General features: G+C 42.5%; 14 protein-coding genes. 9 read left to right on the top strand and 5 right to left on the bottom strand.

Features of this window, described 5'->3' with window-relative positions; genetic code table 11:
• Positions 1-141: 141 nt before the first annotated feature.
• The 4 genes from ACX27_RS33480 (at position 142) to ACX27_RS07540 (ending at position 2,840) form a co-directional block, all read left to right on the top strand.
• Complete coding sequence (locus ACX27_RS33480) at positions 142-537, top strand: L,D-transpeptidase family protein (protein WP_235526544.1); 396 nt, start codon at positions 142-144, stop codon at positions 535-537.
• A 74-nt stretch (positions 538-611) separates the two neighbouring features.
• Positions 612-1,052 carry a cyanase gene (gene cynS, locus ACX27_RS07550; RefSeq protein ID WP_062290431.1) on the top strand — a complete coding sequence of 147 codons (441 nt, stop codon included), beginning with the start codon at positions 612-614 and terminating at the stop codon, positions 1,050-1,052.
• 254 nt (positions 1,053-1,306) lie between these two features.
• The gene (coaE, locus tag ACX27_RS07545; protein WP_062290428.1) at positions 1,307-1,906 is read left to right on the top strand and encodes a dephospho-CoA kinase; all 600 of its coding nucleotides are present in this window, start codon (positions 1,307-1,309) and stop codon (positions 1,904-1,906) included.
• 670 nt (positions 1,907-2,576) lie between these two features.
• On the top strand, positions 2,577-2,840 hold the full coding sequence (locus tag ACX27_RS07540) for a hypothetical protein (protein ID WP_062290424.1): 264 nt from the start codon (positions 2,577-2,579) through the stop codon (positions 2,838-2,840).
• 40 nt (positions 2,841-2,880) lie between these two features.
• Here ACX27_RS07540 and ACX27_RS07535 read toward each other — a convergent pair whose 3' ends face one another.
• Positions 2,881-4,275: a TldD/PmbA family protein gene (locus ACX27_RS07535; RefSeq protein WP_062290420.1), complete on the bottom strand. Its 1,395-nt coding sequence runs from the start codon at positions 4,273-4,275 to the stop codon at positions 2,881-2,883.
• A 528-nt stretch (positions 4,276-4,803) separates the two neighbouring features.
• On the opposite strand from ACX27_RS07535, the gene ACX27_RS07530 reads away from it, so the two are divergent.
• From ACX27_RS07530 to ACX27_RS07510, 5 genes are all read left to right on the top strand, one after another.
• Entirely contained in the window at positions 4,804-5,553 is a 750-nt protein-coding gene (locus tag ACX27_RS07530) for an SDR family NAD(P)-dependent oxidoreductase (RefSeq protein ID WP_062290416.1), read from the top strand.
• A 108-nt stretch (positions 5,554-5,661) separates the two neighbouring features.
• Complete coding sequence (locus ACX27_RS07525; RefSeq protein ID WP_062290412.1) at positions 5,662-7,038, top strand: dihydrolipoyl dehydrogenase family protein; 1,377 nt, start codon at positions 5,662-5,664, stop codon at positions 7,036-7,038.
• Positions 7,039-7,132: 94 nt separating this feature from the next.
• Positions 7,133-10,684, top strand: coding sequence for a pyruvate:ferredoxin (flavodoxin) oxidoreductase (gene nifJ / locus ACX27_RS07520; protein WP_062290409.1), 3,552 nt, complete (start codon positions 7,133-7,135; stop codon positions 10,682-10,684).
• Positions 10,685-10,849: 165 nt separating this feature from the next.
• The gene (locus tag ACX27_RS07515) at positions 10,850-11,881 is read left to right on the top strand and encodes a dihydroorotate dehydrogenase-like protein (protein ID WP_062290406.1); all 1,032 of its coding nucleotides are present in this window, start codon (positions 10,850-10,852) and stop codon (positions 11,879-11,881) included.
• A gap of 190 nt (positions 11,882-12,071) precedes the next feature.
• Positions 12,072-13,154 carry an ATP-dependent 6-phosphofructokinase gene (locus tag ACX27_RS07510; RefSeq protein ID WP_062290403.1) on the top strand — a complete coding sequence of 361 codons (1,083 nt, stop codon included), beginning with the start codon at positions 12,072-12,074 and terminating at the stop codon, positions 13,152-13,154.
• Positions 13,155-13,304: 150 nt separating this feature from the next.
• On the opposite strand, the gene ACX27_RS07505 is transcribed toward ACX27_RS07510, so the two are convergent.
• The 4 genes from ACX27_RS07505 to ACX27_RS07490 all read right to left on the bottom strand — a co-directional run bounded on the left by ACX27_RS07505 (position 13,305) and on the right by ACX27_RS07490 (position 16,707).
• Positions 13,305-13,700, bottom strand: a complete 396-nt coding sequence (locus ACX27_RS07505; protein ID WP_062290401.1) for a VOC family protein — start codon at positions 13,698-13,700, stop codon at positions 13,305-13,307.
• Positions 13,701-13,957: 257 nt separating this feature from the next.
• Entirely contained in the window at positions 13,958-14,731 is a 774-nt protein-coding gene (locus ACX27_RS07500; RefSeq protein WP_062290399.1) for a ZIP family metal transporter, read from the bottom strand.
• 244 nt (positions 14,732-14,975) lie between these two features.
• Positions 14,976-15,749, bottom strand: coding sequence for an SDR family oxidoreductase (locus ACX27_RS07495; protein WP_062290396.1), 774 nt, complete (start codon positions 15,747-15,749; stop codon positions 14,976-14,978).
• Positions 15,750-15,897: 148 nt separating this feature from the next.
• The gene (locus tag ACX27_RS07490) at positions 15,898-16,707 is read right to left on the bottom strand and encodes a hypothetical protein (protein WP_062298206.1); all 810 of its coding nucleotides are present in this window, start codon (positions 16,705-16,707) and stop codon (positions 15,898-15,900) included.
• Positions 16,708-16,758: the final 51 nt, after the last annotated feature.

Raw genomic sequence — 16,758 nt, 5'->3', positions numbered from 1 at the left:
CAATCTGAGCAGAATTTTCATTCCAATTTACCAGGAAATCAACTATTAAATTACGACAAATCACTTGAGCAGTTAATTGACAGAAATTACAACAAAAATAAAATATCTATCCTAATTGAAAAATCTCAGCACAGGCTGACATTGTACTATGACCTCAAACCAGTCAAATCTTACCCAGTAGTGTTTGGTAGTAACTCTGTGGGTGATAAGTACGGTGAAGGCGATAAAAGAACACCGGAAGGAATTTTAAAAGTTAGAGATTTGTATCCTCATCCACAATGGTCAAAATTTATTTGGTTAGACTATCCCAATGGTCAATCTTGGCGGAAGCATTTTCAAGCAAAGATTAATGGTAAGTTAGCTTGGCACATTCCGATTGGTGGGCAAGTTGGTATACATGGTGTCCCAATCGGTACTGATAAAATGATTAGCGATCGCTACAATTGGACTTTGGGTTGTCCTTCCTTAAAAAATCAAGATGTCGATGAACTGTATCAATGGGTCGAAAAAGATACAGTAGTTGAAATTTTACCTTAAACTCAACATACAGACTGTCTTGGCAAAGTATACTATCCCTGGTTCAAAATCTAAAATTAGTATCAGAGTCTACTATGTCAATTCCCGCATTAACTCAAAAGCTGCTGGCTGCAAAAAAACTCAAAGGATTAACCTTTACAGATTTAGAACAAGTTTTAGGACGAGATGAAGTCTGGATTGCGGCTTTGTTTTATCGTCAAGCAACAGCTTCTCTAGAGGAAGCACAAAAACTAGCTGATGTGTTAGGGCTTGATTCTGAAGATATTGCGGAACTAATTAGCTATCCCACCAAAGGTTTAGGCCCTGTCGTCCCTACCGATCCCTTAATTTATCGGTTCTACGAAATTATGCAAGTTTACGGTCTACCGATGAAAGAAGTGATTCAGGAAAAATTTGGTGATGGGATTATGAGTGCAATTGATTTTACCTTAGACATCGAAAAAGTAGAAGACCCCAAAGGCGATCGCGTTAAAGTCACAATGAATGGTAAATTCTTACCTTACAAGAAGTGGTAATACCAATTCACAATTCGCAATTCGCAATGACGCTCGCAGGCTCGCTACCGCTACACTAACGCAATTAAAAAACTTAGATACAGCAAAGCTTTTAGGGTTTACATCTGTATCAAATTTTTCGTGAAATGGTATAAGGAAGTGATGAGTAATGAGTGCTAAACTCTTCCTTGTCCTCCTTGTCTCCCTCATCCCCCTTGTCTCCCTTATCCCCCAACCCAGAAAATAGGAAGAAAATCACCAATGACCACTGACTAATGACCAAACGCATCATCGGTTTAACTGGAGGAATTGCTACAGGTAAAAGCACTGTTGCTAATTATTTAGCCAGTGCTTATAATCTGCCGATTTTTGATGCTGATATTTATGCTAGGGATGCAGTATCTATTGGTTCACCTATTTTAAAGGCGATCGCTCAACGTTACGGTGAACAAATATTACTTCCTGATGGTAATCTCAACCGTCAAAAATTAGGCGAAATTATTTTTCAAAATCAACAAGAACGCCAATGGGTAGAAGATTTGATTCACCCTTATGTGGGTAACTGTTTTCTAGAAGCAATTGCAACATCTACCGCAGAAACTTTGGTGTTTGTGATTCCACTGCTGTTTGAAGCAAAAATGACACATTTAGTTACAGAAATTTGGGTAGTAAGTTGTTCAGAAACACAACAGTTGCAAAGATTAATCCAGCGCAATCATCTTCATCCAGCACAAGCACAAGCTAGAATGCAAAGCCAACTACCTTTAGCCGAAAAAATATCCCGTGCTGATGTTGTTTTAGATAACTCTTCTACCCCAGAATCGTTGTTGATTCAGGTGGATGTGGCTTTCCAAAAAAATACAAATTTATCATAAACCCCTCAGACTGAAAGTCTAGGGCTATAAAAACAAAGCCTGTCTAGCCTATCAGCAACAGCAAAGCCGAACGCAGGCTAATTATATTCTTAGTTGATGAAGATTTGGAATGTGAATTTCCACCATAAGTACTGAAATAACTTGAAATGTTGTATTTTTGATAAAAATTCAGCTAAATGACGCTCGACTGTCATCCTGAATACATATATTTATATATAATCGAAAGTCAAGTAATCAAGACTTATGTCTCAAGCGTTCTTAATTGAATTTTTAATAAATTCGATGTGAACACTACCTTTTATACTTCTATAATTTATGTACTAAACCCATCTTTGAGCAGTCCAATACAATAACCTGAATCATTGATAGATTTTATGGTTAGCATCATCAGCAACACGGATATTATCTTTAGATAAAAATTAAACAATTAAAATTCGGAATTAAGTCTACAAAAAATCTGCATCAATTCTGAATCCTGCTTATAAAATGATGAAATGGTTGCTAATTCAACCTATTGGTTCATCTACATAACAAGTTATCTCTAGCAGTCGAAGTATACTGCTTTTTCACTATTGCTTATTGCTCAAGATATATCGATGTTTTTAGTTTTTTACGGAAAAAAATATGACTTTAAGTTTTAATTTTTTTCAATTGGTTGCCACTATCAGTTATGTCAGTTAATGAACTAAAGCCAAAATATAAAACACATAATTACAGTAAATTTATTCCAGGTGAAGATTATGTATTTGAGTGGCTCAATTATGGTTTAGAAGGAAGAATGACAGGCATAGGGCAAGGCATTCAGCCTTGTGATTACATTATTTTACGTTGTGGTTCTGAATTATTGCGATATCAAGTTGCAGAAATAGATTACTATGCTGATCCGCCAGATATGTGGATGGCTTCACTCAAAAAAATCATAGATAATTCGTAATGCGTAATCTGTAATTATAAATTACGCATTACGCATTTAACTAAACTTCTCCACCTACAACGACATCTCTAATGCGGAGGCTGGGGCCACCACAACCTACAGGTAAACCATTTTGCCCTCCCTTACCACAGCCACCAGACTCATCCCAGTAGAAGTCATCGCCAATTGCTTCAATATCAGCTAGGGTTTGGAAAACATTACCCGACAGTGTGACATCTCTGACAGGTTCAGCAATTTTGCCGTTTCTAATCATCCATGCTTCCCCGGCGCTAAAAGTGAACATTTCACCATTAGTCATCCCCCCCAACCAGTTACGGGCGTAGACTCCTTCTTTGATATCTGTAAATAAATCGGCGACTGGCGTTTTTCCTGGCTCTATCCAGGTATTAGTCATTCGGACAATCGGGCTGAAGTGATAATTGAGACAACGGGCGTTACCAGTGGGGGCTTCGTCTAATTTGCCGGCGGTTTCTCGTGAGTGCAACCTTCCGACTAAAACCCCATCTTGGATAAGTTGGGTGGTTGTGGCGGGTGTACCTTCATCATCATAAAAATAACTACCACGGTGTCCGGTTGGGGCTGCACCATCAAAAATTTGTAGTTCTTCTGGCCCAAAGCGCCGCCCGATGGTCATAACTTCGAGTAAGTCGGGGTTTTCGTAAGCCATATCAGCTTCGGAAAGATGACCAAAAGCTTCATGAACAAATAAACCTGTGAGGATGGGGTCAATAACTACGGTATAGGTATTACCTTTAACTGGTGGGAGAGATAAAGCTGCAACTGCTCTTTGAGCTGCACTTTTGACTTGTTCATCTAAATTTATTAAATCTTCGTAGGCTTTACGAGAACCTGTAGTTTCTCTTCCGGTTTGGACGGTTTCGCCGTTTCTGGCGGTGGCAGCGAAGCGCATTTCCATATCTACCCAAGATTGGTCAATCAGTGTACCTTCGGAGGTAGCAATGATGATTCTTTGGGCGCTATCACCGTAGCGAACGGAAGTTGTAGTAATTTGGGTGTCAACACTTTTTAATAGTTGAGTGTAGCGATCGCACAATTGTTTTTTCTGCGATAGGCTAATTTTACGTGGATCTGTACCTAGTAGAGGTAATTGACAGACTGCTTGCACTGGGTCAATGGGCGCTAGTAAAGTTTCTTCATCACCTACCATCCGGGCAGCTGCGATCGCTTCTTCAATTCGTTCTTTAATAGTAGAAAGCTGGTTAAAACTGCTCAAACCCCAGCCACCTTTGTAGCAAGCGCGAATATGTCCACCAATGGAAATACCTTCACTGAGGGTTTCTACCTTGTCGCCACGCAACAAGATATCAGTCCCTTCTGCTTCCTCTAGGCGAATCATCAAATAATCTACACGGGATGAGTAGCGGGAGATGAGGTCAGAAACTAAATTTTGTGCGTCAGCAAGTGTAGTTGGCATTTGTTGGTAGTCACCACAACGAACTAAATTTATTGTGCAATATCTAGAGTTGTGCGTCTCAGTTCACAGTTTTTCACACAGAACATTACAAATACCACGCACAACCTGATAATTTTGTTTTAAATCAAATAACTGGAGTAATTTGACTGGAATCAGCGTTAAATAATATCACACCTGATTGGAACCTATTTATGTTCATGATATGTTGTAGCGATCGCTCTGGGTGCTTTTATCGTTACTCGTTGATGTCACTAAGTGTGTACGCTCTAAGTTAACTGGTATTTTAAATTAAGAACATCGATAGTCTAAGTTTAACCAAAAATTAACTAATCACGATAACTGATTGAAAGTAAGATCAGTCCCGGAACGCGCAATCAGATCATCAAAATTAGACTGCTGAAATTCAGCTATGTATCAACCTATTAAGTAGCAATTGATCGATTAGTTAGCGATCGCGGATGCAGTTATCTAAGTTCGCACCTATTTCGGACAGATATCTTAAACCCAACAACCACAGGAATCACAGGTATGACAAAACTAGATGGCAAAATCGCAGTCGTTACAGGTGCGTCGAAAGGTATTGGTGCCTCAATCGCCAAACATCTGGCAGCCGAAGGTGCAGGCGTTGTCGTCAACTACGCATCTAGCCAAGAAGCAGCCAATCGTGTAGTTGACGAGATTGTCAGCAACGGAGGCAAGGCGATCGCTCTCCAGGCAAATGTTGCCAAAAAAGCAGAGATTGAACATCTGTTTGCACAGACACAGCAAACATTCGGTAGGCTGGATATTTTAGTCAACAATGCTGGAATTTATGAATTTTCCCCACTTGAAAACATCACCGAAGAACACTTCCACAAGCAATTCGATTTGAATGTGTTGGGATTAATCCTCGCCTCACAACAAGCCATAAAGCACTTCGGTTCGACAGGCGGTAGCATTATCAATATCAGTTCTCTCGTCAGCACTTTTACACCTGCGAACGCCTCAATCTATAGTGCTACCAAAGCGGCTGTTGATGCTATCACAAAGTCGTTAGCTAAAGAGTTAGGCCCCCGCCAGATTCGAGTCAACTCCATTAATCCTGGCATGGTGGAAACTGAGGGTACGCACACAGCAGGAATTACTGAGGGTGAAGGCCGCCAACAGATTGAAGCGCAAACACCACTGGGTAGGATTGGGCAGCCACAAGACATCGCCCCTGCTGTTGTCTTCCTGGCTTCTGCCGATTCAGCCTGGATCACTGGCGAAACGCTGTACATTGCTGGTGGACTTCGCTAGGTTTAAATGTCATCGCTTAATCCACACCTACCTCAATAGGCAGAGAGGTTTTAACTTTGAGTGTGAGAGTGTGATGAAAGCCAACTATCTCCAAGGAGTGTCGCGCTGATGGAAACAGCAGATGTCATCGTGATCGGCAGTGGTCAAGGAGGCATTCCACTGGCGGCTGATTTTGCCAATGAAGGACGTAAGGTTGTCTTGTTTGAGCGGGATGCTTTAGGTGGCAGTTGCATTAACTATGGTTGCACTCCGTCCAAAGCGTTCTTAGCAGCGGCTCATGCAGCAGGTCGGGCGCGCCAGAGTCAGAAGTTAGGCATCCACACAGAGGTTCAAGTGGATTTCCCTGCGGTCATGGAGCGAGTTCGGGGCATCCGCAGCACCTTTAATCAAGGGATTCACAAGCGATTGGAGACTGCGGGTGTTAAAGTCATTTGTGCCGAAGCTGCTTTTGTCGGTGAACGGACGGTCAAAGGTGGGGATGTTAACTTTCAGGCTCCTCTAGTAATTATTAACACAGGCACGTCATCACTAATTCCTGATATTCCCGGACTTGCCGGAACGCCCTACTTAACTAACCGTAACTTCTTTGACTTGAATACCTTACCAGCCCGTTTATTGGTGATTGGAGGCGGCTATATTGGCTTGGAATTGGGACAAGGACTAGCGCGGTTGGGCAGTCAGACCCACTTAATTGTGCGGGGCGATCGCGTCCTTGGACAGGAAGAGCCTGATGTCAGCAAGGTCTTAGCAGAAGCATTCAAGCAGGATGGGATACATCTCCACTTTGGAGTCAATGTGAATCACGTCGCCCACGAGAATAATGTGTTTAGTTTAACCCTGAGCAATGGCGAACAACTCCAGGGAGAAGCGTTGCTGGTGGCGATTGGACGCAAACCCAATACAAGTGCCTTAAATGCAACCGCCAGCGGCATTGAGCTAGACGAGCGAGGCTTTGTCAAAATTGATGACCAGTTCCAGACTACCTGTTCTGGAGTCTATGCCATCGGAGATGCTGCCAAACAGCCTGCTTTTACCCATGTGTCATGGGAAGACTATCGCCGCTTAAAAGCAATTTTGTGTGGAGAAAACCGCACACGCAGCGATCGCGTCCTTGGTTATGCTGTTTACACAGAACCCCAGGTAGGGCGGGTGGGTATGACCTTAGAACAGGCTCAGAAACAAGGTATCAACGCCCATACTGTCACCTTACCCATGAGCCAAATTGCGCGTGCGATCGAGTGGGGGCATGACCTCGGATTTTATCGGATGGTAATCGACCGCGAAACAGACAAAATCCTGGGAGCAACCTTAGTAGGGTACGAAACTGCTGAACTAGTTCATGTATTTTTATCCCTGATGGAAGCAGGAGCAACTTGGCAATTGTTAGAGCGATCGGTTCACATCCATCCTACATACGGTGAAGCTTTACCCAGTCTGGCACGGTTGCTGCTTGGAGATAATATGCCTGGGTGTCCGAATATGTAATTTTCCTCACAACTTCCTCATGTTTTTCTCCTAACTTCAACTTAGAAACAGCAAAGTCTAGAAGAAAAGCCAAAGGCAGAGGGAAGACAGGAAAATGAATCAGAGAACCTTTGCAACCATAGATGGTAATGAGGTAGTAGCTCAAGTTGTCTATCGACTGAATGAAGTCATAGCAATTTATCCAATTACTCCTTCTTCGCCGATGGCTGAATGGGCGGATGCTTGGGCGAGTGAAAGTAAACCAAATATTTGGGGAACTGTACCAACAGTAGTACAGATGCAGAGTGAAGGCGGCGTAGCAGGTGCAGTGCATGGTGCTTTACAAACAGGTTCTTTAACAACCACATTCACAGCATCTCAGGGATTATTGTTGATGATCCCGAATATGTACAAAATAGCGGGAGAACTCACACCTACAGTATTTCATATTGCTGCGCGATCGCTCGCCGCCCAAGGTCTCTCAATTTTTGGCGACCATAGTGATGTTATGGCTTGTCGTGGGACTGGTTTTGCAATGTTATGCGCCGCCTCTGTGCAAGAAGCCCATGATTTTGCTTTAATTTCTACAAGAGCAAGTTTAGAATCTCGCCTTCCTTTTTTACATTTCTTTGATGGTTTTCGCACTTCCCACGAAGTTGATAAATTAGAACTATTAAATGAAGAAGATTTACGCGCATTCATCCCCAATGAATTAGTATTTGCCCATCGTTCCCGCGCCTTAACTCCTGATAAACCAGTGTTACGGGGTACAGCCCAAAACCCTGATGTTTATTTTCAAGCCAGAGAAACAGTTAATTCTTATTATGATGCTTGTCCAGATATCACCCAAAAAATTATGGATGAGTTCGCCCAAATGACAGGGCGACAATATCAATTATTTGAATATTATGGCGATCGCACCGCCGAAAGAATTATCGTGATTATGGGTTCTGGTTGCGAAGCCGTCCAAGAAACCGTAGATTATCTCAATGCCCGTGGTGAAAAAGTTGGTGTAGTCAAAGTGCGGTTGTATCGTCCCTTTGATAGCCAAAGATTTATCGCTGCATTACCCGCCACGACTCGCAGCATTGCCGTTTTAGACAGAACTAAAGAACCTGGCGCGTCCGGTGAACCATTGTATTTGGATGTCATCACTGCTTTGCATGAAGTTTGGGGTGTAGGGGTGCAGGGGTGTAAGGGTGTAGTGGGTGGAAGATATGGTTTATCTTCCAAAGAATTTACACCGGCGATGATTAAAGCTGTGTTTGATAATTTGGCAGAGACTACACCCAAAAATCATTTCACCATTGGTATTAACGATGATGTCACCCATACCAGCTTAGATTATGACCCAGAATTTCACATTGAACCAGATAATATAGTCCGGGCAATTTTCTATGGTTTGGGTTCCGATGGAACTGTGGGTGCAAATAAAAACTCCATCAAAATTATTGGCGAGGAAACTGATAATTACGCCCAAGGTTATTTTGTCTACGACTCGAAAAAATCTGGTTCGGTGACGGTTTCCCATCTCCGCTTCGGTTCTCAACCTATTCACTCCACTTATTTAATTAGCCAAGCCAACTTTGTCGCCTGTCACCAATGGGGATTTTTAGAACAGTTTGATATGTTGGCGCATATTATTCCTGGTGGAACTTTCTTATTAAATAGTCCTTACAATGTAGAAGATGTTTGGCAGAAATTACCGAGATTAGTCCAAACACAAATTATTGCAAAACAACTCAAATTTTATGTAATTAATGCTTATAAAGTTGCCCGCGAAGCGGGGATGGGCGGCAGAATAAATACGGTAATGCAAGTATGCTTTTTTGCCTTGTCTGGTGTGTTGTTACGAGAAGAAGCGATCGCCCAAATCAAGCAATCAATTACCAAATCCTACGGCAAAAAGGGCAATGAAATTGTCCAAATGAACCTCAACGCCGTAGACCGCAGCTTAGATAATCTCCATAAAGTCAAAGTTCCAGCAGGTATAGATAGTCACATTAAACTGCGCTCACCTGTACCCGATACTGCACCAACTTTCGTGCGGGAAGTGCTAGGTACAATGATTGCTAAATGTGGCGATGATTTACCTGTGAGTGCGTTACCTGTGGATGGAACTTACCCCACCGGAACTGCTAAATGGGAAAAACGCAACATTACCCAAGAAATTCCTGTATGGGATGCAGATGTCTGCGTGCAGTGTGGTAAATGTGTGATGGTGTGTCCTCACAGTGTGATTCGTAGCAAGGTTTACGAACCCCAAGAACTAGAAAATGCACCGCCCACTTTTAAGAGTACCAATGCCAAAGACCATGATTGGCACGGCTTAAAATACACTATCCAAGTAGCCGCCGAAGATTGTACAGGTTGCGGTATTTGTGTAGATGTGTGTCCGGCGAAGAATAAAAGCGAAACGCGCAAAAAAGCTATCAATATGGAACCGCAACCCCCATTGCGAGAAGCTGAACGGCAAAATTGGGATTTCTTCTTAAATCTTCCCAACCCTGATAGACGCAACTTGAAGCTAAATCATATCAACCAACAGCAAATGCAAGAACCGCTATTTGAATTTTCTGGTGCTTGCGGCGGTTGTGGGGAAACTCCCTATATTAAATTAGCAACACAGTTGTTTGGCGATCGCATGATTGTTGCCAACGCCACAGGTTGTTCTTCGATTTATGGTGGTAACTTACCGACAACACCTTGGACACAAAACGCCGAAGGACGAGGCCCTGCTTGGTCTAATAGTTTATTTGAAGATAACGCCGAATTTGGGTTAGGTTTTCGCATTTCTATTGATAAACAAGCCCAATTCGCCGCCGAAATGCTGACTTTACTCGCGCCAGTGGTAGGAGAAGAACTAGCAAATAGTATTTTGAATGCTGTGCAGAAAGATGAAGCCGATATTTGCGAACAACGCGATCGCATTGCTATCCTCAAACACAAGCTAGAAATTATTAATCACCCCAAAGCCAAAGAACTGCTGAGTATTGCCGACTACCTCGTTAAAAAGAGCGTCTGGATTATTGGCGGTGATGGTTGGGCTTATGACATCGGCTTTGGGGGACTAGATCACGTCTTCGCCAGTGGTCGCAATGTGAATATTTTAGTGCTTGACACAGAAGTGTATTCCAACACAGGCGGACAGATGTCCAAATCCACTCCTAAAGCCGCCGTCGCCAAATTTGCTGCTGGTGGTAAACCTGCACCCAAAAAAGACTTAGGTTTAATCGCCATGACTTACGGTAACGTCTACGTTGCGAGTGTGGCGATGGGTGCGAGAGATGAACAAACGCTCAAAGCCTTTTTAGAAGCCGAGGCTTATCCTGGGACATCATTAATTATCGCTTACAGTCATTGCATTGCCCACGGCATAGATTTGAGCCAAGGTATGCACAATCAAAAAGCCGCCGTTGATTCAGGTAGATGGCTACTGTATAGGTATAACCCAGAACTCCGCAACCTTGGCGAAAACCCCCTACAACTAGACTCCCGCACACCAAAACTCTCGATAGAACAATCGATGTATCTAGAAAACCGCTTCAAGATGCTGACCAAAATTAACCCAGAAGCAGCCAAGCAGTTACTCCAAGAAGCCCAAGCCGATGTCAATACCCGATGGCAAACATATCAATATTTAGCAGCAGAAAAGTATGAAGTGTGAAATTTCATACTTCAGCTTTCTCTCAAAACCTAACCCCCAACCCCTTCCCTACAAGGGCAGGGGAGGAAGATTCAAAGCCTCTCCCCGCTTCGGGGAGAGGTTTGGAGAGGGGTTTTAAGAAATCGCATTACTTCACACCTCTCAACTATTTAGGAATAAAGTGATATGGACATAACTACAACATACATGGGGATGCAATTGCGATCGCCCCTTGTCCCCTCATCATCTCCATTAACAGAAAATATTGATAACATTCAACGCATGGAAGATGCTGGTGCTGGTGCAGTTGTAATGCACTCACTGTTTGAAGAACAGTTAAGCTTAGAAAGTTACGAACTGCATCATCACTTAACTTATGGCACAGAAAGTTTTGCTGAATCTCTGACTTATTTTCCTGAACCAGAAAGATTTCGCATCGGCCCAGACGAATATTTAGAACTAATTCACAAAGCTAAGGAAAAAGTCGATATCCCCATTATTGCCAGCTTGAATGGTTCTTCTTTAGATGGCTGGACTGACTACGCTAGGCTTTTAAAACAGGCAGGTATTTCAGCACTAGAATTAAATATTTACTACGTCCAAACTGACACGGAACTTCCAGGAGAAGATATCGAGGAAAGTTACGTCAATATGGTGCGTAACGTCAAAGCTTCTGTGAATGTTCCCGTTGCAGTCAAGCTGAGTCCCTATTTTACCAATATGGCCAATTTCGCCCAGCGTTTAGATGATGCTGGGGCTGATGCTTTGGTGTTGTTCAATCGATTTTATCAACCAGATATCAACCTCGAAACCTTGGAAGTCCAACCAAACGTACTTTTAAGCACTCCCCAAGATATCCGCTTACCTCTGCGTTGGATTGCTATTCTCTATGATCGCATCAATGCCGACTTAGCCGCAACCAGTGGTATTCACAACGGCCAAGATGTCTTAAAAATGCTGATGGTGGGCGCAAATATTACTATGTTGTGTTCTGTACTGCTGCATCAAGGCATTAATCACATTCACTGCATTGAGGAGGAAATGCGCCAATGGATGGAAAAACACGAATATGAATCAGTCCGGCAGTTACAAGGTAGCATGAGTCAGAAAAATTGCCCAAATCCCAGCGCCTTTGAACGCGCCCAATATATGAAAGCTTTGCGGACATATAAACCTGAATGGGGGCGAGTTTATGAACCATCTTATTATCATGGCTAAAACTGGGAGTGGGGTACGAGGGTGCAGGGGTGTAAGGGAGACATCTATAGGACTTACGCAAGAACCCTCTCGAATCCTCTTAACTTCGTGTCCTTTGCGGTACCCTTCGGGAAGCCGCTTGCGCGTCTAAGTTTTTTCATGATTCTGCGTAAGTCCTGATCTAATAACAAAGGACAAATGACATATAAATATGAAAAAACGTATTGGTATTCTGACTAGTGGCGGCGACTGTCCGGGTTTGAATTGTGTAATTCGTGCAGTTGTGAGTCATGCCACACTCACATACAATTGGGAAGTTGTTGGTATTCCTTATGCTACACAAGGTTTATTAGAGCGACAAGTGATCGCACTCAGCGTCCACGGTTGGGATTTGCGCGGTATCGATCCCCTGCTGAATATGGGCGGTACTATTCTCGGCACAATCAATAAAGGCGATACCCTAGCCCGTGCGGGTGAGATGATTGCTAGTTACGCAGAATTACAGTTAGATGCCTTGATTGCCATTGGCGGTGATGGCAGTATGAATATTATTCATCAACTAGCGACGCTTGGTAATTGGAATTTAATTACGATTCCCAAAACTATAGATAATGACGTTGCTTTAACAGAAAGAGCGATCGGATTTGATTCGGCTGTGAATACAATTGTCGATGCTCTCAATCGTCTCACATTTACCGCCGCCAGCCACGATCGCGTCATGATTGTGGAAGTGATGGGACGCACCGCCGGACATTTAGCTTTACATTCCGGTATTGCCGGCGGCGCAGATGTAATTTTAATCCCCGAAGTAACTTACACAATTCCCGGTTTATGCCAACATCTCGACGAACTGCGAAATACTTGGCGGCGGAAATTTGCCATTGTTGTCGTTGCGGAAGGTATTTCACCTTGCGTAGCTGATTTTGGTAACAGTTGCGGTTTAGAACTCAATAACAAATACCCATCATTAAAATGTGGCATGGGACAATACATTGCAGACCAAATCACTCAATGTACCAACCATGAAGTAGATACACGAGTTTCTGTTTTAGGACATATTCAACGTGGTGGAATTCCTTCTGCCTTAGACAGACTCACAGCTACAGTTTTTGGCAAAGCTGCTGTAGATTTAATTGCTCAAGAAAAATACGACCAGATGGTAGCTTGGCAAAATGGGCAAGTCGTCCCTGTTCCCATTGCAGATGTAGTCGCTAAAAGCCCATCACCCGTCGATCCCGGCAGTTATTTGATACACAGCGCCCGTTCTTTAGGTACTTATGTCGGTGAATGGTAAAGTTTTGATACTGTAATTTCGTGAATTGGTATCAGAATAAGAGCGTGAGGTAAAGCACTACTACTCGCACAGAATTCAATTAGAGAATTCTGGCGAAGTAGCGGATGTATTCTGTTTTGTTAATTCACAAGTAATGTCTAGGAATTATATTTACCTCAGCGCATAATCTGGTTGATATTCTACTAACTCAATTTCATTACCATCGGGGTCATTGACATAGATTCTGTGCTTGGTTTCTGGTGCTGTAAGTGTGTAATATTCAATCCCCGCGTTTTCTAGCAATTTTTGCATTCCTTCGCCGTCTTTAATGACAAAGCCGACGTGATTAATACCAATGCTTTCGTAGGGTTGTGACACTCGATTCTGCTCTGAATAATCATTCAAAGTTAAATAAAATTGGTCATTACCAAAATGTAACCAACGACTACCGTTATACACACCTTCAGCACGTACATACCAATCAGGAAATAGAGTTTGATAAAATTTTTGGCTGGCTGCAATGTCTTTGCAAGCAAGGTTAAGATGTTCAAAGCGAGTGAAGTTCATAATTCGCTCCTTTTGAGTTGGAAATTATTTGTGAAAGTTGAGAATGGAAAACTGTAATTTTAGGTGTACTGTTTTTTGAGAAATAAAATCAAACTTTTACCAATGACAAATGACAAATTAACTGGTTAATTAACTTTCTCACTAGTACAGCATGGCGTAAATAAACAGACCATAAGGAATTACTAAAAGGCTTGTAGTATCAATATTTTTTCTTTTTCCTTTTGATTTTTTACTTTTGCCTTGTTGTACTAGCTAAATTATCCCAGAGCAATATCTAAAAACATCATCACTACAAAGCCAAACATGACACCGAATGTTCCTTCTTTTTCTAAGCCTTTGCGATGTGATTCGGGGATGATTTCATCACTAATGACAAATAACATTGCTCCGGCTGCAAATGCCATTGCCCAAGGTAAAACAAAATTAGCAATACTCACCACACCAGCACCAATTAAACCACCAATGGGTTCGACTAAACCTGTGAGTAAAGAAATCCATAAAGCATAAGTGGCTGAATATTTCTCAGCAACTAATGATAAGGCAACTACTAAACCTTCGGGAATATTTTGTAAGCCAATTCCCAAGGCTACGGGAATGCCATCACTAATATTATTATTGCCAAAATTCACGCCGACGGCTAATCCTTCGGGGAAGTTATGAATAGTAATTGCGGCAATAAAAAGCCAAATTCGCTTAAGATTATTGCCATGAAAGTTTTCCTTGCCTTTAAAAAAGTGTTCGTGGGGTAAAAAACGATGAGCTAGTTGGAGGAATGCTCCTCCTAACAACATCCCTGCAACAATAATTAATGCCGCATTTGTTTGGGATAAACCTTGAGCCATTGCGGCTTCTGTCCCTGGCATAATTAATGAAAAGGATGTGGCCGCTAACATCACTCCCCCACCAAACCCCAGCATGATTCCTTGTACTCGTTGCGTTAAGTTAATTGGGAGTAAAACAGGTAAGGCTCCGATGGCTGTAGCTAGTCCGGCTCCTAGACTAGCAAATACACCGATAACAAGGCTCTCCATAGCTGGGATGATTTATTTGATTTCTTTAAATAAATCATAGTCGAAATGAGTATGAGTTGCAAGTAATTGTTAAAGTTTTAAGTAAGACGTTAAAAAATATACTGATTTAAAATACTGCAAATGTAGGTTGAGAAACAAAAATCAAAAATTAAAACCTTGTATTTATTAAGTTTGACTTCGTTTCACCAACCTACATATCTATAAACTTTCTAAGTATAAAGATTTTAGCCGTAATATAAAGTACTTAATGATGACGATGGACGAGAGTGGCGCTGGCTTGATCTACTGGCATGAGGATGACTTCGTTAATGTTAACGTGGGGCGATCGCGTGGTGCAGAAAAATATCACATCAGCAATATCATCAGCAGTTAAGGGATTTACGCCTTGATAAACTCGCTTGGCGCGTTCCGCGTCGCCATGAAACCGCACTTCACTAAATTCTGTTTCTACCATCCCAGGATCAACAGAAGTAACGCGGACTGGAGTACCTAACAAGTCTTGTTTTAAACCTTCCGAAATTGCTTTAACCGCAGCTTTCGTTGCACAGTAAACATTCCCACCAGGGTAAGTTTGATGTCCGGCGATGGAACCAAGATTGACCACATGACCACGACCACGGCTGACCATTCCCGGAACGACATAGCGGGTGAGGTAAAGCAAACCTTTGATATTGGTATCTATCATTTCTTCCCAGTCTTGAAAGTCGCCTTCGTGCAGCTTATCTAAACTGCGACTCAAACCGGCGTTGTTGATGAGAATGTCTATATTCGACCATTCAGCAGGCAGACTATTGATTGCTGATTCTACCGCAGGGCGATCGCGCACATCTAGCTGTAATAAATGAGTGGTTGTCCCAAATTCTTGGTTTAAGCTGTCTGCTAACTGCTGCAAACGTTCCAGCCGTCGCGCCGCTAAAATCAACTTTGCACCAGCACCAGCAAAAACTTTGGCACAAGCAGTACCTATTCCACTGCTTGCACCAGTAATTAACACAATTTGATTTTGTAGGGAAATCATTGTTAGTCAATAGTCAATAGTCCAGTGTTAATTGTCCAATAATTCTGAACTATTGACCAAGGTGAAGATTGAAGGATATCAAACCCGCGCAGGTGGGTTTAGTTTGTATAGCTCCAGACTTCAGTCTGAGGGCTATGTGCTTCAGACTTCATTTAACTACTCTTAAACGCTGACTTACCATTGTGATTCCTTCACCCCGAACAACCACGGCAGAAACCCAGTGATTACCAGGAGTTGCAGGGGCGCGTCCAACTTTAAAGATGCCACCGGATGTGAGTAATTGCAAATCTAAAGGTGCAGGGTTGAGATATTTTTCGATTTTGACAGGTTCTTCCATTGCTGCCCCTAGTAGAAAATCCTCTCCCAATGGTTCTTTCACAATGGCATCAAAACTATACTGCTGCCCAACTTTTACTTGCTGGGGTAATTTCACATCTAGTTGGGGTGGCTGATTACCTCTAGTAATCAGAGTCCGTTCTCCTAAGATTTCTTGACTGACAATTTTGCCGCCTGCAATTCTTTGACGGGATGTGATTGTGGCATTCAGCGCCAAGTTATTAGCGTTAGTGGATGAGGCGCTAGAAATGTTAGTGACTGTTTCGGCAATAATGGCATTACCTTCAGATTTCCATGATTGCAGCTTTGTGGTGTAGCGTAATTGGGGGTATTGTTTCCAAAGAGTCACCAGGGCTTTTTCCAAGTTTGTACGGTTTAAGCCATCTCCATTGGTAAAATTGGGACTGTAGAATTGAAGTACGGCTTGAGCATTGCCTTTACTAGCGGCTGTATCAATTTGTGTTAGTAAATTATTTAGTTCTGCTGGTGGAGTTGGGGGAGTGGCTGCTTGCACACTGTGTAAACTGCTAGTTAAACCAAGTGTCAGCAGCGATAATAACAGCCAACTTGGAGTTAAAAACCGGGGTTGGCGTTTGCGGAATATAGGAATAATGTTAGTCATTGGTAACAGTTTACTGATTTTATTCATGAAGGTCGGGAAATTGTTTTATCT

It is taken from the genome of Nostoc piscinale CENA21 (assembly GCF_001298445.1).
Classification (GTDB): Bacteria; Cyanobacteriota; Cyanobacteriia; order Cyanobacteriales; family Nostocaceae; genus Nostoc_B; species Nostoc_B piscinale_A.
Note: the sequence above shows the minus strand (reverse complement) of the source record. Positions and strands in the feature narration are given on the sequence as shown.

Bases quoted from the DNA above. Each gene is read 5' to 3' on its own strand.
- ACX27_RS07495 (WP_062290396.1), bottom strand. From the start codon at position 15,749: ATGATTTCCCTACAAAATCAAATTGTGTTAATTACTGGTGCAAGCAGT.
- cynS (WP_062290431.1), top strand. From the start codon at position 612: ATGTCAATTCCCGCATTAACTCAAAAGCTGCTGGCTGCAAAAAAACTC.
- ACX27_RS07525 (WP_062290412.1), top strand. From the start codon at position 5,662: ATGGAAACAGCAGATGTCATCGTGATCGGCAGTGGTCAAGGAGGCATT.
- ACX27_RS07530 (WP_062290416.1), top strand. From the start codon at position 4,804: ATGACAAAACTAGATGGCAAAATCGCAGTCGTTACAGGTGCGTCGAAA.
- ACX27_RS07535 (WP_062290420.1), bottom strand. From the start codon at position 4,275: ATGCCAACTACACTTGCTGACGCACAAAATTTAGTTTCTGACCTCATC.
- ACX27_RS07505 (WP_062290401.1), bottom strand. From the start codon at position 13,700: ATGAACTTCACTCGCTTTGAACATCTTAACCTTGCTTGCAAAGACATT.
- ACX27_RS07500 (WP_062290399.1), bottom strand. From the start codon at position 14,731: ATGGAGAGCCTTGTTATCGGTGTATTTGCTAGTCTAGGAGCCGGACTA.
- ACX27_RS07540 (WP_062290424.1), top strand. From the start codon at position 2,577: ATGTCAGTTAATGAACTAAAGCCAAAATATAAAACACATAATTACAGT.
- ACX27_RS07510 (WP_062290403.1), top strand. From the start codon at position 12,072: ATGAAAAAACGTATTGGTATTCTGACTAGTGGCGGCGACTGTCCGGGT.
- ACX27_RS07490 (WP_062298206.1), bottom strand. From the start codon at position 16,707: ATGACTAACATTATTCCTATATTCCGCAAACGCCAACCCCGGTTTTTA.
- ACX27_RS07515 (WP_062290406.1), top strand. From the start codon at position 10,850: ATGGACATAACTACAACATACATGGGGATGCAATTGCGATCGCCCCTT.
- nifJ (WP_062290409.1), top strand. From the start codon at position 7,133: ATGAATCAGAGAACCTTTGCAACCATAGATGGTAATGAGGTAGTAGCT.
- coaE (WP_062290428.1), top strand. From the start codon at position 1,307: ATGACCAAACGCATCATCGGTTTAACTGGAGGAATTGCTACAGGTAAA.